General features: G+C 58.2%; 31 protein-coding genes and 1 tRNA gene. 10 read left to right on the forward strand and 22 right to left on the reverse strand.

Annotated elements, in window-relative coordinates; all coding sequences use genetic code 11:
* Positions 1–63 precede the first annotated feature (63 nt).
* A complete protein-coding gene (locus ACCD02_RS04045; RefSeq protein ID WP_413298689.1) occupies positions 64–1017 on the reverse strand; it encodes a LysR substrate-binding domain-containing protein in 954 nt (317 codons plus the stop codon).
* A 127-nt stretch (positions 1018–1144) separates the two neighbouring features.
* Here ACCD02_RS04045 and ACCD02_RS04050 point away from each other — a divergent pair, with 127 nt between their 5' ends.
* The 4 genes from ACCD02_RS04050 to hpaI all read left to right on the forward strand — a co-directional run bounded on the left by ACCD02_RS04050 (position 1145) and on the right by hpaI (position 6499).
* Positions 1145–2527: an MFS transporter gene (locus tag ACCD02_RS04050; RefSeq protein WP_413298690.1), complete on the forward strand. Its 1383-nt coding sequence runs from the start codon at positions 1145–1147 to the stop codon at positions 2525–2527.
* A gap of 78 nt (positions 2528–2605) precedes the next feature.
* Complete coding sequence (locus ACCD02_RS04055) at positions 2606–4147, forward strand: UxaA family hydrolase (RefSeq protein ID WP_177091717.1); 1542 nt, start codon at positions 2606–2608, stop codon at positions 4145–4147.
* Between the two features lie 35 nt (positions 4148–4182).
* A complete protein-coding gene (locus ACCD02_RS04060; RefSeq protein WP_413298691.1) occupies positions 4183–5664 on the forward strand; it encodes an NAD-dependent succinate-semialdehyde dehydrogenase in 1482 nt (493 codons plus the stop codon).
* A gap of 34 nt (positions 5665–5698) precedes the next feature.
* Positions 5699–6499, forward strand: a complete 801-nt coding sequence (gene hpaI, locus ACCD02_RS04065; RefSeq protein ID WP_413298692.1) for a 4-hydroxy-2-oxoheptanedioate aldolase — start codon at positions 5699–5701, stop codon at positions 6497–6499.
* A 240-nt stretch (positions 6500–6739) separates the two neighbouring features.
* Here the strand turns inward: hpaI and ACCD02_RS04070 are convergent.
* The 9 genes from ACCD02_RS04070 to thrS form a co-directional block, all read right to left on the reverse strand.
* Positions 6740–6816, reverse strand: a tRNA-Pro gene (locus ACCD02_RS04070).
* Between the two features lie 91 nt (positions 6817–6907).
* On the reverse strand, positions 6908–7264 hold the full coding sequence (locus tag ACCD02_RS04075; RefSeq protein WP_413298693.1) for a MerR family transcriptional regulator: 357 nt from the start codon (positions 7262–7264) through the stop codon (positions 6908–6910).
* Positions 7245–7547 (reverse strand): integration host factor subunit alpha, encoded by a 303-nt coding sequence (gene ihfA / locus ACCD02_RS04080; RefSeq protein WP_002553164.1) that lies wholly within the window; start codon positions 7545–7547, stop codon positions 7245–7247. The genes ACCD02_RS04075 and ihfA overlap by 20 nt, the downstream gene beginning before the upstream one ends.
* 3 nt (positions 7548–7550) lie before the next feature.
* A complete protein-coding gene (gene pheT / locus ACCD02_RS04085; protein WP_413298694.1) occupies positions 7551–9929 on the reverse strand; it encodes a phenylalanine--tRNA ligase subunit beta in 2379 nt (792 codons plus the stop codon).
* A gap of 36 nt (positions 9930–9965) precedes the next feature.
* Positions 9966–10982: a phenylalanine--tRNA ligase subunit alpha gene (gene pheS / locus ACCD02_RS04090; RefSeq protein ID WP_413298695.1), complete on the reverse strand. Its 1017-nt coding sequence runs from the start codon at positions 10980–10982 to the stop codon at positions 9966–9968.
* A gap of 102 nt (positions 10983–11084) precedes the next feature.
* On the reverse strand, positions 11085–11441 hold the full coding sequence (rplT, locus tag ACCD02_RS04095) for a 50S ribosomal protein L20 (protein WP_007905879.1): 357 nt from the start codon (positions 11439–11441) through the stop codon (positions 11085–11087).
* Positions 11442–11469: 28 nt separating this feature from the next.
* Positions 11470–11664 (reverse strand): 50S ribosomal protein L35, encoded by a 195-nt coding sequence (gene rpmI / locus ACCD02_RS04100; RefSeq protein WP_002553160.1) that lies wholly within the window; start codon positions 11662–11664, stop codon positions 11470–11472.
* A 60-nt stretch (positions 11665–11724) separates the two neighbouring features.
* Positions 11725–12276: a translation initiation factor IF-3 gene (gene infC, locus ACCD02_RS04105; RefSeq protein WP_259106282.1), complete on the reverse strand. Its 552-nt coding sequence runs from the start codon at positions 12274–12276 to the stop codon at positions 11725–11727.
* The gene (gene thrS, locus ACCD02_RS04110; protein ID WP_413298696.1) at positions 12276–14198 is read right to left on the reverse strand and encodes a threonine--tRNA ligase; all 1923 of its coding nucleotides are present in this window, start codon (positions 14196–14198) and stop codon (positions 12276–12278) included. The genes infC and thrS overlap by 1 nt, the downstream gene beginning before the upstream one ends.
* Positions 14199–14553: 355 nt before the next feature.
* On the opposite strand from thrS, the gene ACCD02_RS04115 reads away from it, so the two are divergent.
* Together ACCD02_RS04115 and ACCD02_RS04120 are read left to right on the forward strand one after the other, a co-directional pair.
* Positions 14554–14853: a hypothetical protein gene (locus ACCD02_RS04115; protein ID WP_413298698.1), complete on the forward strand. Its 300-nt coding sequence runs from the start codon at positions 14554–14556 to the stop codon at positions 14851–14853.
* A gap of 282 nt (positions 14854–15135) precedes the next feature.
* Positions 15136–15348, forward strand: coding sequence for a cold-shock protein (locus ACCD02_RS04120; protein WP_259106108.1), 213 nt, complete (start codon positions 15136–15138; stop codon positions 15346–15348).
* Positions 15349–15419: 71 nt separating this feature from the next.
* On the opposite strand, the gene ACCD02_RS04125 is transcribed toward ACCD02_RS04120, so the two are convergent.
* A complete protein-coding gene (locus tag ACCD02_RS04125; RefSeq protein WP_413298699.1) occupies positions 15420–15749 on the reverse strand; it encodes an I78 family peptidase inhibitor in 330 nt (109 codons plus the stop codon).
* 261 nt (positions 15750–16010) lie between these two features.
* Between ACCD02_RS04125 and ACCD02_RS04130 the strand changes: the two genes are divergently transcribed.
* Complete coding sequence (locus ACCD02_RS04130) at positions 16011–16211, forward strand: hypothetical protein (protein ID WP_413298700.1); 201 nt, start codon at positions 16011–16013, stop codon at positions 16209–16211.
* 4 nt (positions 16212–16215) lie between these two features.
* Here ACCD02_RS04130 and ACCD02_RS04135 read toward each other — a convergent pair whose 3' ends face one another.
* The 8 genes from ACCD02_RS04135 to ACCD02_RS04170 all read right to left on the reverse strand — a co-directional run bounded on the left by ACCD02_RS04135 (position 16216) and on the right by ACCD02_RS04170 (position 23704).
* A complete protein-coding gene (locus tag ACCD02_RS04135; RefSeq protein ID WP_413298701.1) occupies positions 16216–17232 on the reverse strand; it encodes a nucleoside hydrolase in 1017 nt (338 codons plus the stop codon).
* A 35-nt stretch (positions 17233–17267) separates the two neighbouring features.
* The gene (gene rbsD, locus ACCD02_RS04140; RefSeq protein ID WP_413298702.1) at positions 17268–17672 is read right to left on the reverse strand and encodes a D-ribose pyranase; all 405 of its coding nucleotides are present in this window, start codon (positions 17670–17672) and stop codon (positions 17268–17270) included.
* Positions 17673–17674: 2 nt separating this feature from the next.
* Complete coding sequence (rbsK, locus tag ACCD02_RS04145) at positions 17675–18589, reverse strand: ribokinase (RefSeq protein ID WP_413298703.1); 915 nt, start codon at positions 18587–18589, stop codon at positions 17675–17677.
* A 36-nt stretch (positions 18590–18625) separates the two neighbouring features.
* Positions 18626–19651 (reverse strand): LacI family DNA-binding transcriptional regulator, encoded by a 1026-nt coding sequence (locus tag ACCD02_RS04150; RefSeq protein WP_413298704.1) that lies wholly within the window; start codon positions 19649–19651, stop codon positions 18626–18628.
* A 1-nt stretch (position 19652) separates the two neighbouring features.
* Positions 19653–20648, reverse strand: coding sequence for an ABC transporter permease (locus ACCD02_RS04155; protein WP_413298705.1), 996 nt, complete (start codon positions 20646–20648; stop codon positions 19653–19655).
* Complete coding sequence (locus ACCD02_RS04160) at positions 20645–22198, reverse strand: sugar ABC transporter ATP-binding protein (RefSeq protein ID WP_413298706.1); 1554 nt, start codon at positions 22196–22198, stop codon at positions 20645–20647. Before ACCD02_RS04160 ends, ACCD02_RS04155 begins: the two co-directional genes overlap by 4 nt.
* A 54-nt stretch (positions 22199–22252) precedes the next feature.
* A complete protein-coding gene (locus ACCD02_RS04165; protein WP_413298707.1) occupies positions 22253–23206 on the reverse strand; it encodes a sugar ABC transporter substrate-binding protein in 954 nt (317 codons plus the stop codon).
* A gap of 273 nt (positions 23207–23479) precedes the next feature.
* Complete coding sequence (locus ACCD02_RS04170) at positions 23480–23704, reverse strand: YgdI/YgdR family lipoprotein (RefSeq protein WP_413298708.1); 225 nt, start codon at positions 23702–23704, stop codon at positions 23480–23482.
* Positions 23705–23850: 146 nt separating this feature from the next.
* Between ACCD02_RS04170 and ACCD02_RS04175 the strand changes: the two genes are divergently transcribed.
* The 3 genes from ACCD02_RS04175 (at position 23851) to ACCD02_RS04185 (ending at position 25417) form a co-directional block, all read left to right on the forward strand.
* A complete protein-coding gene (locus ACCD02_RS04175) occupies positions 23851–24099 on the forward strand; it encodes a DUF1654 domain-containing protein (RefSeq protein ID WP_413298709.1) in 249 nt (82 codons plus the stop codon).
* Between the two features lie 4 nt (positions 24100–24103).
* The gene (locus ACCD02_RS04180; protein WP_413298710.1) at positions 24104–24799 is read left to right on the forward strand and encodes an endonuclease; all 696 of its coding nucleotides are present in this window, start codon (positions 24104–24106) and stop codon (positions 24797–24799) included.
* Between the two features lie 375 nt (positions 24800–25174).
* The gene (locus ACCD02_RS04185; protein WP_413298711.1) at positions 25175–25417 is read left to right on the forward strand and encodes a DUF6555 family protein; all 243 of its coding nucleotides are present in this window, start codon (positions 25175–25177) and stop codon (positions 25415–25417) included.
* A 37-nt stretch (positions 25418–25454) separates the two neighbouring features.
* Here ACCD02_RS04185 and map read toward each other — a convergent pair whose 3' ends face one another.
* The 3 genes from map to ACCD02_RS04200 are packed head-to-tail and all read right to left on the reverse strand — an operon-like array spanning position 25455 to position 26902.
* Positions 25455–26246 (reverse strand): type I methionyl aminopeptidase, encoded by a 792-nt coding sequence (gene map, locus ACCD02_RS04190; RefSeq protein ID WP_413298712.1) that lies wholly within the window; start codon positions 26244–26246, stop codon positions 25455–25457.
* Positions 26246–26497 (reverse strand): ParD-like family protein, encoded by a 252-nt coding sequence (locus ACCD02_RS04195; RefSeq protein WP_413298713.1) that lies wholly within the window; start codon positions 26495–26497, stop codon positions 26246–26248. The genes map and ACCD02_RS04195 overlap by 1 nt, the downstream gene beginning before the upstream one ends.
* Positions 26498–26557: 60 nt before the next feature.
* Positions 26558–26902: a helix-turn-helix domain-containing protein gene (locus tag ACCD02_RS04200; protein WP_413298714.1), complete on the reverse strand. Its 345-nt coding sequence runs from the start codon at positions 26900–26902 to the stop codon at positions 26558–26560.
* Positions 26903–26944 lie beyond the last annotated feature (42 nt).

Here is a 26944-nt window from a genome sequence, read left to right on the forward strand (position 1 = left end):
CTGCGCGCAGGTCTGGCATCGTGCGGGCATCCCCCCAACGCTTGCGAGCCCTCCCATGCGCATTCACTCAGGCGCGTTCTCTCCTGTAATGTCCATCGCCTGTTCGTGCAGAGCGTTGATGAGCGTGCTTGCAACGGGGGTTCTCAGCCCGTTACCTAGCAGAATGATGCCCACCGACGGTAATTCGATCGGCACCTCCAGCGGCAAGGTGTAACCCAGGCCAATGGATTCGAGGTAATGCGCGACTTTACTGGCGACGAAACAGACGCAGCTTCTTTTCCTCATAAACGTCATCGTCACCAAAAAGGACGAGGTTTCGATGATGTCAGCCGGGGGTTGCAGTTTGTGCTTGTAGAACATCTGATTCAGCTTGACCCGCGAGGATGCCCACGCCGGGGGAACGACCCAGGGAAGCGTCGCCAGATGATGCCAAGTGGGCCGGGCCACTGTGGCCAGTGGATGATCGGTGGCGACGACGACTCGCATGGAGTCGGTGTATAACGCCTCCGTTTCAAGGTCCGGAGAGCTGTAGCCCGGCTCCAGCCGCCCCACGATGAAATCGAGCTCGCCTGTGCGCAGCCTCGGCAACAGGCGCGTGAGATCACCCTCCTCGATAGACACCGTCGTGTGTGGCGAGCTGAGCTTGAGGCGGTCGACGGCTCCTGCCAGCAATCCAGGCGTGGCGACGACCATTGCGCCGACACGGATACGGCCGGCTCCGCCGCTGGCCACTGAAGCGATGTCGTCACAGGTACGGTCAAAATCCACCAGCACCGAACGCGCAAATCGGACAACCTGCTCGCCGTAGGCCGTAGGCCGGGTTCCTCGCGTTGAGCGGATGAATAACTCAAGCCCGAACATCTTTTCGATTTCCGCCAGCGACTTGCTGACTGCCGGCTGGGTGAGCGACAGGAATTCCGCTGACCGCCCTAGATGACGGAATTCATCCAGCGCAACGACGAGCTGCAGATGCTTGAGTTTGAGGTTTGAGCGCAAAACTCTATCGATGTCGCTCACTGGCTTTAATCCCGGCAGAAGGAGCTTATATGTCAAAAATGCTATGAAGTATGTCCGCTTATTCATTGTTCAGCAATGTAGCCGCCAGTCAGTATCGAAGAACAAAAACAATGACCGGAGACAAGCAATGCGCACTCCAATGACCGCAAAACCGTTAAATGACGCCGTGGTGAATCAAGGCAAGAAATCCAACGCTCGTTGGGTTGTGGCAGGTCTGATGTGGTTTGCCATCGCCATCAACTATATCGATCGCACCGTTCTCTCAGTCGCAGCCCCCGAGCTCATCAAAGAGTTCAGCCTGACTCCCGAGATGATGGGTATCGTCTTGTCCGCGTTTTTCTGGTCCTACGCGCTGCTACAAATCCCTGCTGGCTGGGTGGCAGACAAATTCGGGCAAAAAATGGGGCTTGGGATTGCCGTAGGCTCATGGTCGCTTGCGACGGCGGCGACAGGACTCGCGACAGGTTTTGCATCCTTGGTCGGCCTGCGAGTGGCACTCGGGGTCGGTGAAGCCGGCGCTTATCCGGCCAACGCCGGGATAGCGTCCAAATGGTTCCCGGACAAGGAACGGGCAACTATTTCCGGGCTTTTTGACAGCGCCTCGAAATTCGGCGGTGCCGTGGCGATGCCGCTCATTGTGACATTGATGATGACCTTCGACTGGCGCATGACATTTGTGATCGTGGGCCTGACCGGCCTGGTCTGGAGCCTGATCTGGTGGTGGTATTTCTCGGACACGCCAGAGAAACACAGAAGCGCCAACACCGCCGAGGTGGAATACATCCGGGGTGGGCAGACGCAGCAGCACGGTGTCGATACCACGATTCCGATGAAATGGTACGAACTGCTCAAGCACCGCAATATCTGGGCGATGTGCCTGGGCTTCTTCACCATCAACTACATCTCGTACTTCTTCATCACCTGGCTGCCCACCTACCTTGTAAAGGAACAGGGGATGGGCCTGCTGAAGATGGGCTTGGTTGCTTCGCTTCCGCTGATTTGCGGCCTCTTCGCCGAGATCGCTGCCGGATGGCTTTCCGACCGGGTGGTCCACAGTGGACGCCTGTCGCTGACCGCGACACGCAAACTGTTTCTCATTGTGGGTCTTTCGATGGCGTTGTGTATCGGTCTGGCCCCGTTGACCACTTCGGTCGGACTCACCGTCCTCCTGCTGTGCATCGCAAAGGCGGGAACCACCGTCGCGGCGTCGCAAGTCTGGGCTCTGCCGGGTGACGTCGCGCCGAAGAACATGACCTCCACCGTAGCCGGATTGCAGAACATGGTTGCGAACTTCGGCGGCGTACTGGGGCCGGTGATTACCGGATTCATCGTTGCCTCGACCGGGTCGTTCAAAATGGCTTTGGTCGTCTCGGCGGTGCTCGGAATGTTGGGCATCTTGAACTACGCCCTGCTGCTGAAGAAGGTCGAACCCATCGTAGCGTCCATGCCGACCGGGCCTCAGCACGCCCCCGCCTCCTCGCTGGTGTCGAATGAACCCTATAGCCGCTAAAGCCTAAAGCGCCGACGCCGGGATGACACCTGCGCTTGAACTTCTTCGACGCCGTAATCTGGATGCCAGGATTGTTTTATGACGACTACCACGACCCATGCCACTCACAGACTGATACGTCTGCATGCCAATGACAACGTCCTCGTCGCTCGCCAATTGATCGGCCTTGGAGACGAGCTGCCTGAACTGGGCGTACGCATCCGGGCGCAAGTGCCGGCCGGGCACAAGATCGCAGCACAGGACATCATGTCCGGTGAACCCATACGCAAGTACGACACCATCATCGGTGTCGCTTCGCGCAATATCATCAAGGGCGAGCACGTTCACTCCCACAACATCGCACTCATCGATTTCGACCGGGACCCGGGCTTCTGTGAGGATGTGCGCCCGGTGGACTACGTAGCACCCGATAAACGCGCGACCTTTATGGGTATCGTGCGAGCAGACGGCCGCGTTGCCACGCGCAACTTCATCGGGCTCCTGTCGTCGGTGAACTGCTCGTCGACCGTGATCAAGAAGATCGCCGAACACTTCACGCCCGAGCGGCTCGCCGCCTACCCGAATGTCGATGGCGTCGTCGCCTTCGCTCAGACAAGCGGGTGCGGCATGTCATCCCCCAGTCATCATTTCGAGGTGCTGCAGCGCACCATCGCCGGGTACGCGCGCCACCCCAATTTGGCGGCGGTACTGATCGTCGGACTGGGTTGCGAGCGAAACCAGGTGACCAGCCTCGTCGATTCTCAGCACCTGGCGCCCGATCGCAATCTGCGCACGTTCGTGATGCAGGATACCGGCGGCACGCGCGCAACCATCGCTCAAGGCATTGCGGCGATCGAAGCGATGCTGCCCGAAGCCAACGCTGTCAAGCGTGTCCCGGTCAGTGCGGCGCATCTGAAGATCGGACTGGAATGCGGCGGTTCCGATGGCTTTTCAGGTATCACCGCCAACCCGGCATTGGGGGCTGCGATGGATATTCTCGTGCGTCATGGCGGCACGGCCATTCTGTCTGAGACACCCGAGATCCACGGTGTGGAGTTCATGCTGACGCGACGTGCGATCAGTGCCGAAGTGGGCCAGAAGCTACTGGACCGCCTGGCCTGGTGGGAAGAATACACGCGAGGTCAGAATGGGCAGTTCAATGGCGTCGTAGGCCCAGGTAATCAGGCCGGAGGTCTGGCCAATATCTTCGAAAAATCCCTGGGGTCTGCCATGAAAGGCGGCACGACACCGTTGCAGGCGGTGTACGAATACGCCGAGCCGATTGACAAGGCGGGGTTCGTGTTCATGGACTCACCGGGCTACGACCCTGTCGCCGCAACCGGTCAAATCGCCAGCGGTGCCAACCTCATTTGCTTCACCACGGGCCGAGGCTCGATGTTCGGGAGCAAGCCGGCGCCAACCATCAAACTCGCCAGCAATACCCCGATGTTCACCCGCCTGGAAGAAGACATGGACATTAATTGCGGCCTCATTCTGGACGGTGAGCTGTCGGTTGAGCAGATGGGTGAGCGCATCTTTGAGTACATCCTGGAGGCCGCTTCAGGCGCGTCGACCAAAAGCGAACTGTTGGGCCTTGGGGATCACGAGTTCGTGCCCTGGCATCTGGGCATCGTCAGCTGATCCAACTCGTTTGCACACATTTAAGGAACCTCGACATGAACTTGAAACTGACCCGCACCGACCTGATTCGAACGCAGAATTTCATCGGTGGCCGCTGGGCCACCAGAGATCCGCAGGCGCTGCTGTCGGTCGTCAACCCAGCCGACGACAGCCATATCGCCCAAGTGCCTGACAGCAACGCCATTGATGCCCGTGAAGCCGTCGATGCCGCTCATTCGGCTTTTGCCGCCTGGCGAAGCACCCCTGCCAAGCAGCGCGCGCAATTGATCAAACGCTGGAACGATCTGATTCTGGAGCACCAGGAAGATCTGGGCAGACTCATATCGCTGGAGCAGGGAAAACCACTGGCAGAGGGCCGGGGCGAAGTGGTCTACGCCGCCAGTTATGTTGAGTGGTTTGCCGAGGAAGCAACGCGCTCGTATGGCGATGTGATCCCGGCGCCAGTCTCGGGTCGCCGCATGACTGCAATCAAGGAACCCGTTGGCGTGGTCGCAGCGATCACGCCCTGGAATTTTCCGGCGGCGATGATTGCCCGCAAGATCGCGCCAGCACTGGCAGCCGGTTGCACCGTCGTCTGCAAGCCCGCCGAAGACACGCCACTGACGTCCCTTGCGCTTGTGCGCCTGGCTGAGGAAGCAGGCTTTCCGGCAGGAATACTGAACATCGTCACCGCTTCGCGGGAGCGTACACCCGAAGTGGTAAACGCTTGGCTGGCTGATTCACGGGTGCGCAAGATCACCTTTACAGGGTCGACGCCAGTGGGCAAACACCTGGCACGTGTGTCAGCCGACACCTTGAAAAAGTGCTCGCTTGAACTGGGCGGTAATGCCCCATTCATTGTTTTTGACGATGCGGACCTCGACGCGGCAGTGGACGGCCTCATGGTCTCCAAATTTCGTAATGGCGGTCAGACCTGCGTGTGCCCCAATCGGATCTATGTGCAGAGCGCTGTTCACGATCAATTCGTTCAAAAGCTGGTGGCACGAGTCAGCGCGCTGAAGGTTGGGCCGGCCTCCCACGGCGATTCTCAGATTGGCCCGATGATCAACGCGCGCGCCATCGACAAGATCGCCCGCCACGTGGATGACGCTGTTGCAAAAGGCGCAGAAATCGCCACCGGCGGTCGACGTATCCGCGACGCTGTCGCAGACGGCCCGAACTACTACGCGCCGACCGTGTTGATCAATGCGGCCTCGCACATGGAACTCTGCAATGAAGAGACATTCGGCCCCGTGGCACCCATTTTCCGCTTCACAACCGAAGCGCAAGTGATCGAACTGGCCAACGATACTCCCTTCGGGTTGGCGGCCTACTTTTACACCCAGGACGTCAAACGCGTCTGGCGCGTGGCCGAAGCGCTGGAGTCGGGCATCGTGGGCATCAACGAAGGTGCTCTCGCCGCAGAGGCCGCCCCGTTCGGCGGTGTCAAAGAGTCGGGGTATGGCCGTGAAGGTTCACGCTACGGCCTGGAGGACTACATGCACATCAAATACCTGTGTCAGGGCGGCCTGAACTAGTTCCGACAACTACAACAGAGGAGTACAGGCAATCATGGGAAATCCGTTCAAGACCGCGCTTTCGCGAGGCGAAAAGGTCATCGGCCTCTGGCTTTCACTTGCCAATGCCTACAGCGCCGAAATTTGCGCCACAGCAGGCTTCCAGTGGCTGCTGATCGACGGTGAACACGCGCCAAACGACGTGCGTAGCACACTTGCACAGTTGCAGGCCGTTGCACCTTACCCGGCCCATCCCGTGGCCCGCACTGTCGATGGCAATCCGGCAATGATCAAACAGATGCTCGACATCGGCGTTCAAACGTTGCTGGTGCCCATGGTCGATACCGCCGAGCAAGCCATCGCTCTAGCGGCCGCGACCCAATACCCACCGCAAGGGACAAGAGGCGTCGGTGCAGCGGCAGCGCGTGCCTCGCGTTGGGGAGCCCACACGGACTACCTGGAGACGGCCAATGACGATGTATGCTTATTGGTGCAGGCTGAATCCAGGGTTGCACTCGAGAACCTTGAAGCCATCTGCGCCGTCGACGGCGTGCATGGAATTTTCATCGGGCCGGCTGATCTAGCCGCATCAATGGGGCATCGTGGCCATCCTGAGCACCCTGAAGTGCAGCAAGCGATAGAAAAAGCCATACGCACAATTGTTGCCAGTGGCAAAGCCGCTGGCACGCTGACAGGCGATGCCAAACTCGCCCGGCACTATCTCGAACTGGGCGCCAGCTTCGTCGCAGTGGGGCTGGATCTCACCCTGCTGGCACGGGCGACCCGCGGATTGGCAAACGACTTCGGTCTCGGCGCCTTATCGGCATCCCCCGCAAGCGGTGCCTCACCCTACTAGCAACTCCATCAAACCGCGGCAAGGGTTGGATACCATGCGCTGCGCCGTCTACCAAAAATAAAGGATGAGAGGCGGCACGGCGTGGTGCCAAAGATCGCGTTACAAAACGGATGGAATTAAGCTGGGGGCGACGCAAATGTCCTGCAAAGTGCTGCCAGATCTTGCGCGAACTTACACGGAAAGGTCGCCAGGGCAGAAACAACAAAGCCACCAAAAAGGTGGCTAAGTCACTGAAAAATATGGTCGGGACGGAGTGATTCGAACACTCGACCCCTAGCACCCCATGCTAGTGCGCTACCGGACTGCGCTACGCCCCGACTAGGCGTGAATCTGTTGACGCTTGCTGCGAAAACGATCAGGAATATACCCTAAGCTTTTGAATTTTGGAAGTATCTGATTTCAGTTGCGTTATTTACGCAGCAGCACCAGCACGTCTTCCAGCTCGGCAATCATCTGCCGGATCAGTTGCTTGTATTGCAGGGTATCGTCCTTGACTTCGTCACTGGACAAGCGCAACCGTGCGCCGCCAATGGTGAAGCCCTGGTCGTACAGCAAGGTACGGATCTGCCGGATCATCAGCACATCCTGGCGCTGATAATACCGGCGGTTTCCGCGGCGCTTGACCGGGTTGAGCTGGGGGAACTCCTGCTCCCAGTAACGCAGCACGTGTGGCTTTACGGCACACAGCTCGCTGACTTCACCAATGGTGAAGTAGCGTTTACCGGGAATGGGCGGTAGCTCGTCGTTATGACTTGGTTCCAGCATAAGCCTCAACTCGGGCTTTCAATTTCTGCCCTGGGCGAAAGGTGACCACACGGCGAGCGGTGATGGGAATTTCTTCCCCCGTCTTTGGATTACGACCAGGCCGCTGGCGTTTATCGCGCAGATCGAAATTGCCGAAACCGGACAATTTGACCTGCTCGTTATCCTCCAGAGCATGCCTGATCTCTTCAAAGAACAGCTCTACCAATTCCTTGGCTTCTCGTTTATTCAGGCCCAGCTCTTCGTACAGACGTTCGGCCATCTCAGCTTTCGTCAGAGCCCCCATACGCTACTTCCTTAACGTGGCGTTTAATCTTTCCTCGAGTGAGGTGAGGATCGCATGCGTAGTCGCATTGACCTCATCGTCATTAAGAGTGCGCGAAGGATGTTGCCAGGTCAAGCCAACTGCGAGGCTTTTTCTATGCGGATCAATGCCTTTACCCTGATAAACGTCAAATAACCTGAGGTCTGTCAGCCATTCCCCTGCATTTTCGCGAATAACGTCAAGAACCGAACTCGCCGGAACGTCCAGATCAGCCAGTAATGCCAGGTCGCGACGCACTTCAGGGAAACGCGACAGCTCTTGGAATTTCGGCAGACGGCCGGTAGCCACTTCGCCCAGGATCAGCTCGAAAACGAAAACCGGACGATCAAGGCCGAGGCTCTTCACCAGTTCAGGATGCAGCGCACCGAGGTAGCCGACTTCGCGACCATCGCGCTCGATGCGCGCGGTCTGGCCCGGATGCAGGGCCGGATGCTGGCCTGGAGTGAAGGTGTACTCATCCAGTGCGCCGGAGAAGCCCAATACCGCTTCGACGTCAGCCTTGATATCGAAAAAATCGACCGCGTCGCGACCTTGCGCCCAGCCTTCCGGCAGGCGGCTGCCGCAGATGACACCCGCCAGCATCGGCTCCTGCTTCAAACCATCCAGTTGGCCGACGAAACGCAGGCCGCTTTCGAACAGGCGAATACGATCCTGCTGACGGTTGAGGTTGTGTTGCAGCGCCTTGACCAGACCCGGCCACAGCGAAGAACGCATGGCGGCCATATCGTTGGAGATCGGATTGGCCAACAGCAGCGGCGCGACACCTGGGTTGAACAGCTCGAACCACTTCGGATCGATGAAGCTGTAGGTGATAGCTTCCTGATAGCCGCGGGCGACCAACAGGCGACGCAGCGCAGGCAGGCCAGCCCTGGACTCGGCGTTGGCCTGTGGTGCCAGGCGCGCTTGCGGGTAACGAACCGGCAGGCGGTTGTAGCCGTACAGACGGGCGAGCTCTTCGATCAGGTCGACTTCCAGAGAAATGTCGAAGCGATGGCTTGGCACTTCGACGCGCCATTGCCCGGCCGTTTCGCTGGTGATGGTCAGGCCGAGGGCGGACAGCAGGCGCTCGATTTCGGCGGCGTCCATCTGCATGCCGAGCATTTGCTCGATACGCTCGGCGCGCAGGACCACTGGCGCAATGGTGGGCAGGTCTTGCTCGCTGACGGTTTCGATCACTGGACCAGCTTCACCACCGGTGATTTCCAGCAACAGGCCGGTAGCGCGCTCCATCGCTTCGCGAGCCAGTTGCCAGTCCACACCACGCTCGTAGCGGTGCGAGGCATCGGTGTGCAGGCCGTAGGAGCGAGCCTTGCCAGCGACAGCGATCTGATCGAAGAAGGCGCTTTCCAGGAAAATGTCACGCGTGGTGCTGGAGACACCGCTGTGCTCGCCACCCATGACACCAGCGATGGCCAGGGCACGTTGGTGGTCTGCGATCACCAGGGTATCGGCGCGCAGGCTGACTTCCTGGCCGTCCAGCAGAACCAGCTTCTCACCTTCTTCCGCCATGCGCACACGAATGCCGCCATTGATCTCGGCCAGGTCGAACGCGTGCAGCGGCTGACCCAGTTCGAGCATGACGTAGTTGGTGATATCCACCGCAGCGTCGATACTGCGCACTTCGGAGCGGCGCAGACGCTCGACCATCCACAGCGGTGTCGGCCGCGACAGGTCGACGTTACGGATCACACGACCCAGGTAGCGCGGGCAGGCCTTTGGCGCCAGCACTTCAACCGGGCGCACTTCATCGTGTACCACGGGTACTGCGGCGATCTGCGGGCGGGTGACCTTGGCGTCATACAGCGCACCGACTTCACGGGCCAGACCGGCCACCGACAGGCAGTCGCCACGGTTCGGTGTCAGATCGACTTCGATACTGGCATCGTCCAGCTCCAGGTAAACCCGGAAATCCTGGCCTACCGGCGCGTCAGCCGGCAGCTCCATCAGGCCGTCGTTGCCCTCGCCCACTTGCAGTTCGGACTGGGAGCACAGCATGCCGTTGGACTCGACGCCCCGCAGCTTGGCTTTCTTGATCTTGAAGTCGCCCGGCAGCTCGGCGCCGATCATGGCGAATGGAATCTTCAGGCCAGGGCGCACGTTTGGCGCACCACAGACGACCTGGAAGGTCTCGCTACCATTGCTGACCTGGCAAACGCGCAGCTTGTCAGCATCAGGGTGCTGTTCGGTGCTCAACACTTCGCCCACAACCACACCACTGAAGACGCCGGCGGCCAGCGTCACGCTGTCAACCTCAAGACCGGCCATCGACAGACGAGCAACCAGCTCGTCACGGGAAACCTGCGGGCTTACCCAGCCACGCAGCCATTGTTCACTGAATTTCATCCTGCTCTCCTGAAAGTTTCGTTATCGACGGGCGACCTAGCGAAATTGCGCGAGGAACCGCAAGTCGTTGTCGAAGAACAGGCGCAAGTCATTGACGCCGTAACGCAGCATGGCCAGACGCTCCACACCCATGCCGAATGCAAAGCCCTGGAACTCTTCAGGGTCGATGCCGGACATGCGCAGTACGTTCGGGTGCACCATGCCGCAGCCCATGACTTCCAGCCAGCCGGTCTGCTTGCAGACCCGGCAGCCTTTGCCGCTGCACATCACGCATTCCATATCGACTTCGGCGGATGGCTCGGTGAAAGGGAAGTACGAAGGACGGAAACGCACGGCCAGTTCTTTCTCGAAGAACACCCGCAGGAATTCTTCGATGGTGCCTTTGAGGTCGGCGAAGTTGATATCGCGGTCGACCAGCAGGCCTTCGATCTGGTGGAACATCGGCGAGTGGGTGATATCCGAGTCGCTACGGTACACACGGCCTGGGCAGACGATGCGGATCGGCGGCTTGTTCGCTTCCATGGTGCGGACCTGTACCGGCGAGGTATGGGTGCGCAGCAACATGTTCGCGTTGAAATAGAAGGTGTCATGCATCGAGCGGGCTGGGTGGTGGCCCGGGATGTTGAGCGCCTCGAAGTTGTGGTAATCGTCTTCGACCTCAGGGCCTTCGGCGATGCCGTAGCCGATGTGGGTGAAGAATTGTTCGATACGCTCCAGAGTCCGGGTAATCGGATGCAGACCGCCAGAGGCCTGGCCACGTCCCGGCAGGGTCACGTCAATGCGCTCGGCCGAGAGTTTTGCAGTCAGTTCTGCCTCTTCGAAAGCCGCTTTACGCGTATTGAGAACCTCTGTGACACGCTCCTTGGCGACGTTGATCAGCGCACCGACTTGCGGACGCTCTTCAGCTGGCAGATTGCCCAGGGTCTTCATCACCTGAGTCAACTCGCCTTTCTTGCCGAGATAGTGAACCCGGATTTGCTCCAGGGCATTGATGTCTTCGGCGCTTTGCACAGCCTCAAGTGCTTGAGAGACCAGCGCGTCCAGGTTTTCCATGTACAGACTCCAGATACGAAATAGGGGAAGAGCTTAAAAGGCTCTTCCCCTATTTATGACGTTTAGCACCGCTCCCCGAAGGGAGCGATGATTGTCGGGGACTTAAGCCAAGGTGGCTTTAGCTTTCTCGACAATCGCAGCAAACGCCGCTTTTTCGTTCACTGCCAGATCAGCCAGAACCTTACGGTCGATTTCGATCGACGCTTTTTTCAGGCCAGCGATGAAACGGCTGTAGGACAGACCGTTGATACGCGCACCAGCGTTGATACGAGCGATCCACAGAGCGCGGAACTGACGTTTTTTCTGACGACGGTCACGGTAGGCGTATTGGCCTGCCTTGATTACCGCTTGCTTGGCAACACGGAATACGCGTGAACGCGCGCCGTAGTAGCCTTTAGCAAGTTTCAGAATTTTTTTGTGACGCTTACGGGCAATGACGCCACGCTTTACACGAGCCATGAGTTACTTCCTCTATTCTTGATCAAAATTAACGAAGGCGCAGCATGCGCTCGACTTTTGCCACGTCAGACGGATGCAGCAAGCTGCTACCGCGCAGTTGACGCTTACGCTTGGTCGACATTTTGGTCAGGATGTGGCTCTTGAAAGCGTGCTTGTGCTTGATGCCGTTGGCGGTTTTCAGAAACCGCTTAGCTGCACCACTTTTAGTCTTCATCTTTGGCATGTTCGGATACTCCGCATTCAGTTGATAAACATAACCGCAAGGCCTGCCGTGCCCTGGTGGTTATTTCTTCTTTTTCGGGGCGATGACCATGATCAGCTGGCGTCCTTCCATCTTAGGATGCTGTTCGACGGTCCCGTATTCGAGCAGGTCACCTTCAACCCGCTTCAACAGTTCCATACCCAGCTCCTGGTGGGCCATCTCACGACCGCGAAATCTCAACGAGATCTTGGCCCTGTCCCCGTCACTCAGGAAACGTACCAGGTTGCGTAGTTTTACCTGGTAATCCCCTTCCTCCGTCCCTGGACGAAACTTGATTTCTTTAACCTGAATCTGCTTCTGGTTCTTCTTTGCCGCAGCAATCTGCTTCTTCTTCTCGAAGATCGATTTACCGTAGTCCATCACACGACAGACTGGCGGGATTGCATCGGCAGAGATTTCTACCAGGTCGAGCTTGGCTTCTTCAGCTATACGAAGCGCTTCATCAATCGAGACGATGCCAATCTGCTCGCCGTCAGCGCCAATTAACCGAACCTCGCGTGCCGAGATATTCTCGTTGATCGGGGCCTTCGGTGCAGCTCGTTTATCTTGTCTCATTTCACGCTTAATAATAATTACTCCGAATCTTGGCGACCACGCCGGGAAACCGCTTGAGCGAGGAACTCAGCGAATTGGGCGACCGGCATAGAGCCAAGGTCAGCGCCTTCACGAGTACGCACAGCGACAGTTTGCGTTTCAACCTCCCGATCTCCGATAACGAGGAGATAAGGAACCTTGAGCAAAGTATGCTCGCGGATTTTAAAGCCGATCTTTTCATTTCTCAAGTCGGACTTGGCACGAAATCCGCTTTCCGACAGAGTTTTTTCTACGTCAAGGGCAAAATCTGCCTGTTTATCAGTGATATTCATGATCACTGCCTGGGTAGGCGCCAGCCAGGCCGGGAATGCACCTTCGTAGTGCTCGATCAGAATACCGATGAAACGCTCGAAGGAACCGAGAATTGCACGGTGCAGCATGACCGGATGCTTGCGACCGTTGTCTTCCGAGACGTACTCGGCGCTCAGGCGGATCGGCAGGTTGAAATCGAGCTGCAGGGTACCGCACTGCCAGACACGACCCAGGCAATCCTTCAGCGAGAACTCGATTTTCGGGCCGTAGAAGGCGCCCTCACCCGGTTGCAGCTGATACGGCAGGCCGGCGCTGTCCAGGGCGGATGCCAAAGCGGCTTCGGCACGATCCCACAGCTCGTCGGAACCGACGCGCTTTTCAGGACGGGTCGACAGCTTGAGCTCGATATCCTTGAAGCCGAAATCTGCGTAGACATCCAGGGTCAGCTTGATAAAGGCTGCCGACTCGCTCTGCATCTGCTCTTCGGTGCAGAAGATGTGCGCGTCGTCCTGGGTAAAGCCGCGTACACGCATGATGCCATGCAAGGCACCCGACGGTTCGTTACGGTGGCAGGCACCGAATTCGGCCAGGCGCATCGGCAGCTCGCGGTAGCTCTTCAGACCCTGGTTGAACACCTGCACGTGGCAAGGGCAGTTCATTGGCTTGATGGCGTAGTCGCGGCTCTCGGACTGCGTGGTGAACATGTTCTCGGCGTAGTTGGCCCAGTGCCCGGATTTCTCCCAGAGTGAGCGGTCAACCACTTGCGGCGTCTTGATTTCCAGATAGCCGTTGTCGCGCTGAACCTTGCGCATGTACTGCTCGAGCACCTGGTACAGGGTCCAGCCCTGTGGATGCCAGAACACCATGCCCGGCGCTTCTTCCTGGGTATGGAACAGGCCCAGGCGCTTGCCGATCTTGCGATGGTCGCGCTTTTCGGCTTCTTCGATACGCTGGATGTAGGCAGCCAGTTGTTTCTTGTCAGCCCAGGCGGTGCCGTAGACACGCTGCAGCTGTTCGTTCTTCGCATCGCCACGCCAGTAGGCGCCGGACAGCTTGGTCAGCTTGAACGATTTCAGGAAACGGGTATTCGGCACGTGCGGACCGCGGCACATGTCGACGTATTCTTCGTGATAGTACAGGCCCATGGTCTGCTGATCGGGCATGTCTTCGACGAGGCGCAGCTTGTAGTCCTCGTGACGGGCGGTGAACACCTCGATCACTTCGGCGCGAGGCGTGACTTTTTTGATCACGTCGTAATCTTTCTCGATCAGCTGCTGCATGCGCTGTTCGATCGCAGCCAGGTCGTCCGGCGTAAAAGGACGCTCATAGGCGATGTCGTAGTAGAAACCTTCGTCGATCACCGGACCGATGACCATTTTCGCAGTCGGGTACAGCTGCTTGACGGCGTGACCTACCAGGTGAGCGCAGGAGTGACGGATGATTTCCAGTCCTTCCTGATCCTTGGAGGTGATGATTTGCAGGGTTGCGTCGCCATCGATCATGTCGCTGGCGTCGACCAGTTGGCCGTTGACCTTGCCGGCGATGGTTGCCTTGGCCAGGCCTGCGCCAATGGAAAGCGCAACTTCGGCTACGGATACCGGATGATCGAATGAACGCTGACTGCCGTCGGGAAGAGTAATAGTTGGCATGGCGCCTCCTCTCCTAGTGGTGACCCCTACCAAAGGTCACATGGGTTGGGATGAGCCAGTATTGATCCGGTGGTATACCCGCCTCACAGTGGCAGGAGCCTTGCGGCCAACCTTGAACCGAACCAGATGACTGGAATTCAACGAAACTTCACTACGCGGGGCCGGCGGATATGCAGCCAGGCGCCACGAGTAAAATCAAGGACGCGCATCCTAGCACAGCTCTACCGCTACACATGCATACATAAATCAATCAATACACCGGCATTTCATGCCGCGAGTGAACCGTCGCGGCTATTGGCCGTCAGACCTTGTGAGAATCCAGCCCTGCAAGGGCACATTTGAACAAGGAGAACGCATGAACACATTCCGTCTTCTCGCCCTGCTCGCCCCTGTTGCACTGGCCCTGCCATTGAGCGCCAACGCAGCCATGGACAAGGCGACCCAGGAAAATTTCACCCAGAACTGCATGAAAACTGCCGGCCAGAAGCTCGATGCCAAGGCAGCCCAAGCTTATTGCACCTGCGGCGCCAATTCAGTGAACAAACATTTCTCGGATGCCGAGATCAAGACCCTCAGCACCTCGGCCACACCGCCGGATGCATTGACCACCCGTTTACAAGTGGCAGTGACCCAAGACTGCGCCAAAGGAAAGTAACAAAATATTTTTCGGCGCCGGGCGACGATCGCCGGCGCCCTCACCTACCCCTTCAAAGTGGCTGCAGGCCTTGATTTACTTGAGGCTCAGCGACTATGCCGGTCGCGCGAATAGCGTATCAATCCGAAAATAAACAGCGATAATTTCGCAATATTACCCATAAGTGCGTAAACAGCTCAGCGAAATGGCTCTACTTCGACACATTTGGACTATGATAGCCCGGTGTGCCCATCGGCCTGAGCAGCACGCACTACTGAAAAATTATGTTTTTGGAGATACACCATGTCTAATCGCCAAACCGGCACCGTAAAATGGTTCAACGATGAAAAAGGCTTCGGCTTTATCACTCCACAGGGTGGCGGTGACGACCTGTTCGTACACTTCAAGGCTATCCAGAGCGACGGTTTCAAAAGCCTGAAAGAAGGCCAGACTGTTTCTTTCGTAGCTGCTAAAGGCCAGAAAGGCATGCAGGCTGAGGAAGTCAAAGTAGTCTGATCACTCAGATGCTTGAAAAAAACCCCGTTATTGACGGGGTTTTTTTATGGGCGGCAATCAGTATTCGGTGTTCAGCCGCAGTTGACCCGCACGACATTGGCGCTGCTGTCGGTGTTCAGGTTCAGGCGGTCAGAGCGATATTCCAGGGTGATCATGTCATTGGGACCCAGCACACGCGCAGTCTGCGCGCCGGACTTGCTGCGCGCCTGCTCGAGCAAGGCTGCCGAGGCGGGCTTGCCAACGGCGAACTGGGCGCCGCTGGCATCACAACGGGTGTCTTCCCTGGTGGTGGCGCTGGTTGCAGCGCCGGGCGTTGTCCCCGACGTGGACTCAGAAGTGCTGCACCCGCCCAGCATCAAGGTGGCGACGATAAAACCAAGCGATGTGACTTTCCAGGGCATACAGCCTCCTTGATAGATAAACAAACTCAGAACCTTGCGACCGTGAATAAACGCGATGGTTGCACAGGTCGGGCAAATCAAGGAGCGCAAGTCTGCACGATTGAAGTAGCCGCAACGTCGGTAAAATCGTCACAAAACGCTTCCGAGGCGCTCAATAATGCATAAGTCGCAGTGCCAAAACGGCGGCAACAATGATTTACTGTCGCTATCCGGCACCCGCTCCAGGGGGCTTTTTCACCCAGACCAGAGACGAGACACACAATGGCAGTTGTATCCATTGATGCGGACATCAAGGCCAAATGGCCGCAAGGACAGTGCTCCCACAGCCCTTCGAGTCCGGAGGAACTCACCATCATCGCCATTGACCTGCTGGTCAAGGAACTGGGCACCGGCGGCGCCCAGGCATTTATCGGCCAGATCCTCGCGCGCTATCCGTCAGAGTCCGGCGCCACTTCGGCCTGATCGCCTATTTGAGATGGGCCAGACGCTGACTCAATAGATCAAAGAAGCCTTGGGCGTCACCGTTCTCGACCCAGAACACATTCTTGTCGTGCCCCAGGGTGTCATACCAGTCGGCGATGGTCTGGCCAAATCCAGGCCCTTCGCGACTGTCGATCACCAGATTGACCTTGCGCCCCGAAAACAGCTCGGGCTTGAGCAGCCAGGCAATCACGCTGGCGTCATGCACCGGCCCGCCGGGCAAACCGTAATGCTCCATGTCGGCTTTGACATACTCATCAAGAATGCCCTTCACCAGCTTGCCCGCGCCGTTGTTCAACGCTTCGATCTGCTTGAGGCGCTCCTCGCTGGTGAGGATCTTGTGGGTGACATCGAGGGGTACATAAGTCAGTTTGACGCCGCTGGCCAGCACCACCTGAGCGGCATGGGGATCGGCGAATAGATTGAACTCCGCTGCCGGGGTGATATTGCCGCCGTTGAAATGCGCCCCGCCCATCACCACCACCTCCCTGATCCCCTCGGTAATATCCGGAGCCTGGATCAAGGCCAGGGCCAGATTGGTCTGGGGTCCGAGCATGGCAATGGTGACGCTGTGGGGGCTGGCCTTGCGCAAGGTATTGATCAGATAGTCGATCGCGCTGCCTTCGGCAAGCCCCTTGGCCGGCTCATGCACGGCCACTCCCGGCAAACCTTCCTGGCCGTGAATGTTCTCGGCATAGATCGGCGTGCGCACCAGTGGCTTCGGTGCGCCGGCATACACCGGCACGTCCTCGCGCCCGGCCCACTCCCGGGCCAGGCGGGCATTGCGCGAGGTCTTGTCCAACCGCACATTGCCCGCCACCGTGGTGATAGCCAGTACATTCAGCTCTTCGGGCGATGCCAGCGCCAACAGCAACGCCACGACGTCGTCGGCGCCGGGGTCAGTGTCGATGATCAGGTCGCGCTGTTGCGCCCCATAAACAGTGGTCGCGGCTAACATCGACACCAGTACTGCACTCCTGATCAAACATTTCAGATATGACATGGGAACTCCCTGTTCCTGGATTGAAAACCGTGGTTTTAAAAAACGACGCCCGCCACCAGAGCGATATTGGTATAGGGCTGGCACTCGCCAGTACGCACGATCGCCTTGGCACGCTGGCTCAGGTCCTTGAGCGCCTCATGACTGAGCAAGCGCTGCTCGCCCAAGGCGCCCGCCTCGCCGAGGCTTTGCACCACGGTCAGCGCGGGCGGTTGCCTGAGCAGCATTTCCTCGGCCAGCACATGGCTTTCGACCTGCATTTCGGTGAGCACGATATTCAGCACACTGACGAAGTCCGGGACGCCGTGGGTCAGGGCCAGGTCTATCAGCTCCACACCCGGCGGCACCGGCATACCGGCATCGACAATCATGACGATATCGCCATGGCCCAGGGAAGCGATCACCCGGGACAGGGCAATGTTAAGCAAAGGGGTCTTTTTCATGCTCAGAGGCTCGCCTGGACTTCATTAAGGGACGGGATCGATGGCTGAGCACCGGAGCGGGTGACTGACAGCGCCGCGGCCGCCTGGCCAAAGCGAATCGCCTCGGCCTCGCTCAGACCCCGAGACAATGCTGCCGCGAAGCCACCGACAAAAGTATCCCCCGCCGCCGTGGTATCCACGGCCTGGACCTTGCGGGCAGGAAAATGCTCGAAGCCCTGACCATTGGCGAACACCACACCCTGCTCGCCCAGCGTAATCAGCACCTTGCCAGCGCCATTTGCGATCAGCGCCCCGGCCGCAACCTGGGCAGAAGCCAGGGAGTCCACCGGCAGGCCGGTGAGGAGCGCGGCTTCCGTCTCGTTGGGGATCAGGTAGTCGATCAGGGCGTACCACTCGGCGGGCAATGCCGCGACCGCCGGGGCGGGATTGAGGATCACGGTCTTGCCCAGTGCACGGGCACGCTTGAGGGTATGGGCGACGGTCGACACCGGCACCTCGAGCTGGCAAATGACCACTTCGGCCGCCGCCAGCAGATTGTCAAAATCTGCGACCCGCTCAGGAGTCAATTGGCCATTTCCCCCGGCGACAATGATGATCGCATTCTGGCTACTGTCATCGACGACAATCGAGGCAATGCCGGTAGGTACATCGTCCAGGCTCGTCACCGCCTGGCAGTCGATCTGTTCGGCCAGCAACGCGCCACGCAACTGCTCGCCATAGGCGTCGTTGCCCACGCAGCCGATCATCGCCACGCTGGCCCCCAGACGCGCTGCCGCGACGGCCTGGTTGGCGCCCTTGCCACCCGGCACGGTAGCGAACGACTCGCCGGCCAGGGTCTCACCGGCTCGCGGCAGGCGCGGCGAACGGATGACCAGGTCCATGTTCAGGCTGCCCACCACCACTACTTTTGCTTGCATGACATCCACACTCTTCAATCCAGTCATTACAGTGCCTCAACGAAATTCGCTGAACGCATTGCCAGGCGGCGCCGTTGATTCGCGCAACACAATGCTCGGGGCGACAATGCGCTTTTCTGCGGGCAGGGCCGCCTGGGTCGCGATGCGCCGCAACAGCACCTCGGCCGCAGTCTCGCCCAGTTGCAGGATCGACTGCCCCACCGTGGTCAGGGCCGGGTACACATAACGACTCATTTCGATATCGTCGAAGCCGATCACTGACAGATCGGCAGGTACGCGCACATTACGCTCGGCAGCTGCCCGCAACACGCCGATACCGATCATGTCGTTGCCGGCAAAAATCGCCGTGGGCGGGTCTGCCTGCAGCAAACCAACCGCTGCGGCATAACCGCCGGGGCTGGTGAAGTCGCTTTCTGCGATCCAGCTCTGCGGCACCTTGATCGCGGCCTCGCTCATGGCACGCTGATAGCCGGCAAGGCGCAAGGCGGCGACGCTGGTCCGGGCCGGGCCGCAAATGCAGGCGATACGGCGGTGCCCCAGCTCCAACAGATGCCGGGTGGCCAGATAGGCGCCCAATTCATGATCGATACGCACCAGATCAGCGGCAATACCGTCCAGCTCACGGTCGACGATAACCATGGGCGTGCGCACGGCCGCCAAGCCACCGGCGGCCAGCTCAGTATCCCCGCCCACTGACGAAACGATCAGGCCATCCACGCGCTTTTCCAACAACACTCGCAGATAGCTGCGTTGCTTCTCGGGATTGTCATCGGAGTTGCAGAGGATGACGCAAAAGCCATTGCGTTCGCAGTAGTCCTCAATGCCCCGAGCCAGTTCGGCGAAGTACGGGTTGATGCCGTTGGGAATCAACAGGCCGATGGTCGACGTGGCCTTTGCCTTGAGGGAACGAGCGACGGCGCTGGGTACGTAATCGAGCTGGGCAATCGCCGCCTCCACCTTGATCCGCACCTCATCGCTGACCGGCCGTGTCTTGTTGAGCACATGGGACACCGTCGTGTAGGAAATCCCTGCCATTGCCGCGACGTCTTTGATGGTAGCCATGTCAGCTCTGCCGCCGTGCGCGATTGCTGCGATAGGTATCCAGGACCACCGCGATGACGATCACCGCACCGGTAATGATGCGTTTGGTCGGCTCGCTGGCACCGATCTGAGCCAACCCGGCCGCCAGCACCGAAATAATCAATACGCCGAAAAAAGTGCTGATGACCGAACCACGTCCGCCCATCAGACTGGTACCACCAATGACCACTGCGGCGATGACTTGCAGCTCCAGACCGGAGCCAGCATTAGGATCGGCCGCTTCCAGACGCGAGATCTGGAACAGCGCCGCCACGCCTGCCAACAAGCCCATCAGGGAAAACACCAGGATCTTGTAAGGCTTGGGATTGATACCGGCCAGACGCACGGCTTCTTCATTGGTGCCGATGCCGATCAGGTAACGACCGAACACCGTACGGGTCAACACCGCCTGAGCCAGCAGAATAATCAACAGGGCAATGATGAACGACGGCGAAATGCCGAAAGCCAGCGGGTCGGACAGCCAGGCGAAGGAGTCGCCAATATAAGCCGTGCGTGAGTTGGTCATCTGATAGGCGACACCACGCGCCATTTCCAGCACACCCAGCGACACGATAAAAGACGGAATGCGCCAGGCCACGGTAATGGAACCTGTAATGGTCCCCGCCAGCGTCGCACAGGCGATACCCAGCAGTGCCGCCGGAAACACGCTCCAGCCCCACCCGAGCATGGCCACGCTCACCGCCGAAGCGGCCAACGCCAGCACCGAGCCCACCGACAGGTCGATGCCGCCGATAATCAGGATGAAGGTCATGCCCACTGACAGGACCATCAGGTCGGGAATCTGATTGGCCAGGGTGCTGAAGGTCTCATAGGACAGGAAGTGATCGCTGAGCAGCGAGAACAGCACGATCATCGCCAGCAAGGCACCGGCCAGGCCCAGATAAGTGCCAAGGCCGAAATAGGTGCCGCTGCGTTTACCCGATGCAGGCAGCGCTTGAGTCGAAGTGGAAGTTTTCATGAGACATTCCCGGGCGCCGCTTCATTGAGCAGCGCATCGCGTTTTTGATAGCCGGCAAAAGCGGCGGCCAGCAGTTCATCCTGGGTCCAGTTGTCGCGCTCGAAGGTGTCGATCAGCCGACCATCCGACAAGACGCCGATGCGGTCACAGATCAGCATCAGCTCGCGCAGGTCGCTGGAAACCACCACCAGCGCCCTGCCCTGGCGAGTCAATTCGCCGAGCAACGTGTAAATATCGAACTTGGCACCGACATCAATGCCCCGGGTTGGCTCATCGAACAGCATCACCGGGCAGTCCCGCTCCAGCCAGCGGCCGATCACCACCTTCTGCTGGTTGCCCCCCGACAGCTCGGAGACCAGTTGTCCCGGACTGGAGCTACGAATGCGCATGGCATCGACCTGACGCTGCGCCAGACGTGTTTCATTGCCGGTATTGACGATACCCTTGCTGGAAATGACATCCATGTTGCCCAAGGCAATATTGGCGCTGATGGACTGGCTCAACAGCAGCCCCTCACCTTTACGATCCTCGGTGATCAGGGCGATGCCATGGGCCACGGCATCCACCGGCGAGCGAATGCTGGCTACGCGCAACGGGCTGCCGACTTCAATATGTCCGCTATCAGCCAGGTCGGCGCCATAAATCAGCCGCAGCAACTCGGTACGCCCGGCGCCGATAAGGCCGGAAATGCCGAAGATCTCGCCACTGCGCACCTCAAAGGAAACGTCCTTGACCTTGCCAGCGCGCCCCAGCCCTTTGACGGATAGAGCCACGTCGCCAATGGTTCGCTGACCAAGGTCAATGTGCTCGCCCAGCTCGCGACCGACCATCAAGGTCACCAGTTGCTCACTGTTGTAGTTGGCGATCGGCTCGACGCAGACCAGTCGGCCATCACGCAATACAGCAATACGCTGGGCGACCCTGGCCAGTTCTTCGAGGCGATGAGAGATATAGATGATCGACACGCCCCGGGCCTGCAGTCGAGTAATCTGTTCGAACAGCATCTCGACTTCACGGGCGGTCAGCATCGCCGTCGGCTCGTCGAGAATCAGCACATGGCAATCGCCGATCAGGTTGCGGGCGATCTCGACCATCTGCTGATGGCCAATACCCAGCTCGCCGACCGGGGTATCCGGGTCAATGGCATCGAGACCGACCTGGGCCATGGCCTGGATCGCATCTTCACGCAAGCGCTTGCGATTGATCCAGCCACCGCGACTGGGCAGATTATCGAGAAACAGGTTTTCCGCCACCGACAGCGTGGGCAGCAAGTTCAGCTCCTGCATCACCATGCGCACGCCCAGGCGTTCAGCCTGGGTGCGACTGGCCGGCTCATAGGGTTTGCCCTGAAACTGCATGTTCCCGGTGGTAGGGACGACCAGGCCGCCGATGATCTTGGACAAGGTGCTTTTGCCCGCACCGTTTTCCCCGGTCAAGGCCAGCACTTCGCCGCGCATCAAGGTCAGGTCGATGTCGCCGAGGACAGGTTGGGCGTAGGTTTTACCGATACCGCTGACAGACAGCACAGCGGCCTGGGCAGACGCTGACATAAAGCTCTCCACGCGCCTGCCGCAGGATGGGCAGGCGCTGTTGTTCAGGCGCAATTATTTGTTGGTGACGAGCTCAACCGGCGTTTCGATCACGCCATCCTTGATATCGAGCGGCTTGCCCTTGACCATCTTCAAGGCTGTGTCGATACCGAACACTGCCTGTTTGGCGGCAAACTGGTCGGCGGTGGCCAGGATACGACCGTCCTTGAGCATTGGCTTGATGGCATTGATATTGTCGTAGCCGACGACCTGAACCTTGCCGACCTTGCCAGCGGCACGGACAGCTGAAACCACGCCTATTGCCATACTGTCGTTACCCGCAAGCAGAGCTTTGATATTCGGGTATTGCGTCAACATGGCCGAGGCAACCTTGTTGCCCTGGTCAATTTCCCAGTTACCCGACTGCGTCGAAACAACCTTGATCTGCGCGGCCTCCATGGCGTCCTTGAAACCGGCGGTGCGCTGCTGAGCGTTGGTGGTGGTCGGTACGCCCTCGATGATGCCGACCTCGTCACCCGCCTTCAGTTGCTTGGCCAGGTAGTCACCCACCAATTTCGAACCCTTGCGGTTGTTGGGGCCTACGAAAGGCACTTCGATGTTCTTGCTCTTGAGCACATCGCCATCGAGCTGGTTGTCGATATTGACCACCTTGATTCCGGCGTCCATGGCCTTTTTGATAACCGGTACCAGTGCCTTGGAATCGGCCGGAGCAATGACCAGAGCATCGACCTTGGACACGATCATCTGCTCGACAATCTTGATCTGCGCAGCAGTGTCGGACTCGTCCTTGATACCGTTGGAGATCAGGTCAAACTCGCTGCTGTGGTCTTTCTGGTAAGCCTTGGCGCCGTCTTCCATGGTCAGGAAGAATTCGTTGGCCAGGGATTTCATGACCAGGGCGACTTTGGGCTTGGCGGTATCCGCATAAGCGGCTGAGAAAGGCATGACTGCGGTAGCGGCGGTGAGCATGGCGACAGCGAGAAGACGTCCAGCGAATGGCAGCTTCATGGGTGTTCACTCCAGTCTTATGATTATTTTAAGGACTTCGATGATTGCAGCGATCTTGCACGAACGGCACAAAGTGTAGCCGCCCGCGCAAACGTTTGCGTACATCAACTATGAACAACCGCGAAGGGCTTTGTCAATCGCGAAAAACCACCCGAGCATTTGCTTTGCAAGAGAGTGTCACAAAAGCGTACTGATGAAACAATTCAGCACCAAATTGGTACGTGGCTGTACATCGATGATAATGGGTAACTGAACCCAAAGGGCGAAAAACGGTCAATCCTGCGGTTTGACAGTTGCCACTTCATCAGCCCGCACTTTCACGGTCTTGCCGGAAATATCCTCGAACTCATAAAAACCGTCTGCGGTTTTCGTTTTCGGAGCGTCACGGGTGATGTACTGCGTACCGTTCTGCAAGGTGACAACCGTTGGGGTGGAACAACCAGCCAGTACAGTAAAAATCCCTGCCACTGCGGGCATAAGCCAGTATCTGCGTTTCATGAGGACTCCGTTCTGAAAGTTGCCTGTATGGACTTGAGATCAATCCCGCGCAGATTGGTTCTGCAATCCGTCGATTCACGCTGATGTTGCGAAACATGCAGCATTGAAATACTGTATATACATACAGAAAATTTAAGGATTACTTCGTGACAACATCTGCGGCCGCCGCGCCTTCCTTGACCGCCTATCAACGCCTGGGCACCCGGGTACAAAAGATCATCAACTCCACCAGCGCGCAGAAGGCCAAGGCCGCCTTGATCTTCCGCCAACCCGACGAGCTGGAGGATGACTGGGCGCAACTGCTCGAAGAAATTGCCGAGAACGACAACGTGACCCTTGCCTATCGCGATGATGGCGGCGTGCAGATTTTCTGGACAGTGCCGAAGGAAGACTGACGGCATGATGGTTCGCTTTTTTACCTTGCTTTGCACCACCCTTGCCTTTATGGCCGTCGCCCACGCAGAAGCACCGCGCACCTTCAGCGAGGCCAAGAAACTCGCCTGGGGCCTGTATGCACCGCAGTCGACGGAGTTCTACTGCGGCTGCAAGTACACGGGCAACCGCGTCGATCTGGCCGCCTGCGGCTATGTCCCGCGCAAAAACGCCAAGCGGGCCAGCCGTATTGAATGGGAGCACATTGTTCCGGCCTGGCAAATCGGCCACCTGCGCCAATGCTGGCAGAGGGGCGGACGTAAGAACTGCACAAAAAATGATGCGGTCTACCAACGCGCCGAAGCCGACCTGCACAATCTGGTGCCCAGTATCGGTGAGGTTAATGGCGACCGTAATAACTTCAGTTTCGGCTGGCTGCCGGTGCAGAAAGGCCAATACGGCGCCTGCCTGACCCAGGTCGACTTCAAGGCCAGGAAAGTCATGCCCCGACCCTCGATTCGCGGAATGATTGCCCGGACCTACTTCTATATGAGCAAGCATTACAACTTGCCGCTGTCCCGGCAGGACACTCAGCTTTATCAGGCCTGGAACAAGACCTATCCTGTAGAAAACTGGGAGCTGCAACGCAATCAGCGGGTCGCTTGCGTCATGGGGCATGGCAATGAGTTCGTCGGCCCGGTCAATATGAAAGCCTGTCGATAGGGTTGGACGAGTACTGGCTGACGCCAATTTTGCGCTTGTTCCAACATGCCTCGGGGCCATACAAAAACACTAAAAACCCTAGTGTTTTGGGGACCTCGAGGCCTGCCACTTCGTCAAATTGAGGGTAGCTACCGCCGCTCATCCGGTGACGGTTCAAAATAATGTAAAAGGATGTAAATTCCTAGATTCCGGACTTCTCCGGAATGCTCCTTATCCCCTCAGAGAAAGCAGTCCGATTCATGGCCGCTTGAAGTTTTTGCATGCCTGTTTCGATCTCGAAATGAAGTAACCCACCTTCTGTCAGGTGCGGTTATGTACACCGGAAGTACACATTTAGAGCGACGTAACGAATACGTCTCACAGGCGAGAGCAATAATGAATAATCAGAAGGATTTTGAGATTCACTATAGGTTTCGTGGCGAACAACGGCATTTTCGCCATCAGGCAGCTCATCTCTGTGAAAGCGACGCCCTGCACTTCGCGACCCTGCACGCAGGTGTCGGGACGGTGAGTGGCAATGTCGCCGCCGGGCCGGTCATGCTGGCGATTCTTCAGGCCGAAGGGTTTGGCGTTACCCAGGTGCACTGGAAAAAGAACCACAACAGCATCGGCAATTGAAATTATCAGCCCCGACCACCGTGTCGGGGCTGATGCTTCAGATCGCCGGATATTCGCCTGTCCCCTCGGGCCATGGCGTCAGCAACTCGAAACCCTTGTCGGTCACCGCGACCATATGCTCCCACTGGGCTGAAAGGGACAGATCACGGGTCAGAACCGTCCAGCCATCGGCCAGAGTCTTGGTCCCGGCTTTACCCGCGTTGATCATCGGCTCAATGGTGAAAACCATGCCCGGCTTGAGTTTGAGGCCTTTGCCCGGCGTGCCGTAATGCAGCACCTGAGGTTCTTCGTGGTAATTGCGACCGATGCCATGGCCGCAATACTCGCGAACCACACTGAATCCTTCACGATGCGCCACTGTCTGGATCGCATGGCCGATATCCCCCAGGGTCGCACCGGGGCGCACTGCATGAATACCCGCCCGGGTCGCCTCATAAGTGGTATGCACCAGGCGTCGCGCCAACGGGCTGACCTCACCGACCAGATACATACGACTGGTATCGCCATACCAGCCATCCTTGATCACCGCCACATCGATATTGAGGATGTCGCCATCCTTGAGGATGTCCCGGGGAGACGGAATGCCATGGCATACCACGGCGTTGGGTGATGTGCAGGTGGTCTTGGTAAATCCGTGATAGCCGACATTGGCCGGGATGACCTTGAGCTCCTTGACGATGAAATCATTGCAGATATCGTCCAGTGCCTCGGTACTGACCCCTGCCTTGACATGGGGCTTGATCATTTCCAGCACTTGGGCAGCCAGACGCCCGGCCACCCGCAGATGCACCAGGTCTTCTTCAGTCTTGAAGGTGATTGGCCCACTCATCAGCAAGCCTCCCGCGCCGACGCGGTAATCGAGGCAATATCGCCGGCCTGGGCGCTAAGCAACGTACCGCCTGCCGCCTCGGCACGAATCAGCATCTGGCAGATCTCGCTGTAATCCAGGGAAGGATGAAGCTCGGCAAGCATGCCGACGCGCATCCAGTGTTCGGCCTGAGCGTTTATGGAGCGACTGAGCGCAGCACTGGCAGCGCGGATATTGGCGTGCATTTGTTCGGAAATCTTGACCAGCCCCATGAGTCACCTCGAATTGAATATACGAAGCATATACGTTTCGTATATTCCCGAGCAACCCTCTCAACCATCCGGAGCGGAATGGGGCAGACAGGAGGCCAATGACCATGTCAGTTGACCAATAGCGTTCTGATCCGGCTTGGTCAGCACCCGATAATTCAGAAGCATGTTTTTTTCGACATCATCGAGCGTATTCAGCGACACCGGCATGCGAGACCCCGTGAGGAGGTAGAGCACATCCACGCCCTTGAAACCAAGAGCTACCAGGTAATCCGAACGTGGGGCGCGGGCTCCACTTTCGTACTTACCCTGGGCGTTGGCCTCGACTCCACCCAGCTGCGCGAATTGCTGCTGTGAAAGCCCCATGGATTTGCGCTCCTCTTTCAAGCGAGCACCGAGGTTTTTCATTGGGGTGTCCCTGAAGCTGAATGTTCATCATCAACGATACGC

The sequence above is a fragment of the Pseudomonas sp. Pseusp88 genome (assembly GCF_047303955.1).
Taxonomy (GTDB): Bacteria; Pseudomonadota; Gammaproteobacteria; order Pseudomonadales; family Pseudomonadaceae; genus Aquipseudomonas.

Excerpts from the sequence above, each read along its gene's own strand:
- ACCD02_RS04050 (WP_413298690.1), top strand. The coding sequence starts at position 1,145 with ATGCGCACTCCAATGACCGCAAAACCGTTAAATGACGCCGTGGTGAAT.
- ACCD02_RS04055 (WP_177091717.1), top strand. The coding sequence starts at position 2,606 with ATGACGACTACCACGACCCATGCCACTCACAGACTGATACGTCTGCAT.
- ACCD02_RS04060 (WP_413298691.1), top strand. The coding sequence starts at position 4,183 with ATGAACTTGAAACTGACCCGCACCGACCTGATTCGAACGCAGAATTTC.
- hpaI (WP_413298692.1), top strand. The coding sequence starts at position 5,699 with ATGGGAAATCCGTTCAAGACCGCGCTTTCGCGAGGCGAAAAGGTCATC.
- ACCD02_RS04075 (WP_413298693.1), bottom strand. The coding sequence starts at position 7,264 with ATGCTGGAACCAAGTCATAACGACGAGCTACCGCCCATTCCCGGTAAA.
- ihfA (WP_002553164.1), bottom strand. The coding sequence starts at position 7,547 with ATGGGGGCTCTGACGAAAGCTGAGATGGCCGAACGTCTGTACGAAGAG.
- pheT (WP_413298694.1), bottom strand. The coding sequence starts at position 9,929 with ATGAAATTCAGTGAACAATGGCTGCGTGGCTGGGTAAGCCCGCAGGTT.
- pheS (WP_413298695.1), bottom strand. The coding sequence starts at position 10,982 with ATGGAAAACCTGGACGCGCTGGTCTCTCAAGCACTTGAGGCTGTGCAA.
- rplT (WP_007905879.1), bottom strand. The coding sequence starts at position 11,441 with ATGGCTCGTGTAAAGCGTGGCGTCATTGCCCGTAAGCGTCACAAAAAA.
- rpmI (WP_002553160.1), bottom strand. The coding sequence starts at position 11,664 with ATGCCAAAGATGAAGACTAAAAGTGGTGCAGCTAAGCGGTTTCTGAAA.
- thrS (WP_413298696.1), bottom strand. The coding sequence starts at position 14,198 with ATGCCAACTATTACTCTTCCCGACGGCAGTCAGCGTTCATTCGATCAT.
- ACCD02_RS04115 (WP_413298698.1), top strand. The coding sequence starts at position 14,554 with ATGAACACATTCCGTCTTCTCGCCCTGCTCGCCCCTGTTGCACTGGCC.
- ACCD02_RS04120 (WP_259106108.1), top strand. The coding sequence starts at position 15,136 with ATGTCTAATCGCCAAACCGGCACCGTAAAATGGTTCAACGATGAAAAA.
- ACCD02_RS04125 (WP_413298699.1), bottom strand. The coding sequence starts at position 15,749 with ATGCCCTGGAAAGTCACATCGCTTGGTTTTATCGTCGCCACCTTGATG.
- ACCD02_RS04130 (WP_413298700.1), top strand. The coding sequence starts at position 16,011 with ATGGCAGTTGTATCCATTGATGCGGACATCAAGGCCAAATGGCCGCAA.
- ACCD02_RS04135 (WP_413298701.1), bottom strand. The coding sequence starts at position 17,232 with ATGTCATATCTGAAATGTTTGATCAGGAGTGCAGTACTGGTGTCGATG.
- rbsD (WP_413298702.1), bottom strand. The coding sequence starts at position 17,672 with ATGAAAAAGACCCCTTTGCTTAACATTGCCCTGTCCCGGGTGATCGCT.
- rbsK (WP_413298703.1), bottom strand. The coding sequence starts at position 18,589 with ATGCAAGCAAAAGTAGTGGTGGTGGGCAGCCTGAACATGGACCTGGTC.
- ACCD02_RS04150 (WP_413298704.1), bottom strand. The coding sequence starts at position 19,651 with ATGGCTACCATCAAAGACGTCGCGGCAATGGCAGGGATTTCCTACACG.
- ACCD02_RS04155 (WP_413298705.1), bottom strand. The coding sequence starts at position 20,648 with ATGAAAACTTCCACTTCGACTCAAGCGCTGCCTGCATCGGGTAAACGC.
- ACCD02_RS04160 (WP_413298706.1), bottom strand. The coding sequence starts at position 22,198 with ATGTCAGCGTCTGCCCAGGCCGCTGTGCTGTCTGTCAGCGGTATCGGT.
- ACCD02_RS04165 (WP_413298707.1), bottom strand. The coding sequence starts at position 23,206 with ATGAAGCTGCCATTCGCTGGACGTCTTCTCGCTGTCGCCATGCTCACC.
- ACCD02_RS04170 (WP_413298708.1), bottom strand. The coding sequence starts at position 23,704 with ATGAAACGCAGATACTGGCTTATGCCCGCAGTGGCAGGGATTTTTACT.
- ACCD02_RS04180 (WP_413298710.1), top strand. The coding sequence starts at position 24,104 with ATGATGGTTCGCTTTTTTACCTTGCTTTGCACCACCCTTGCCTTTATG.
- ACCD02_RS04185 (WP_413298711.1), top strand. The coding sequence starts at position 25,175 with ATGAATAATCAGAAGGATTTTGAGATTCACTATAGGTTTCGTGGCGAA.
- map (WP_413298712.1), bottom strand. The coding sequence starts at position 26,246 with ATGAGTGGGCCAATCACCTTCAAGACTGAAGAAGACCTGGTGCATCTG.
- ACCD02_RS04195 (WP_413298713.1), bottom strand. The coding sequence starts at position 26,497 with ATGGGGCTGGTCAAGATTTCCGAACAAATGCACGCCAATATCCGCGCT.
- ACCD02_RS04200 (WP_413298714.1), bottom strand. The coding sequence starts at position 26,902 with ATGAAAAACCTCGGTGCTCGCTTGAAAGAGGAGCGCAAATCCATGGGG.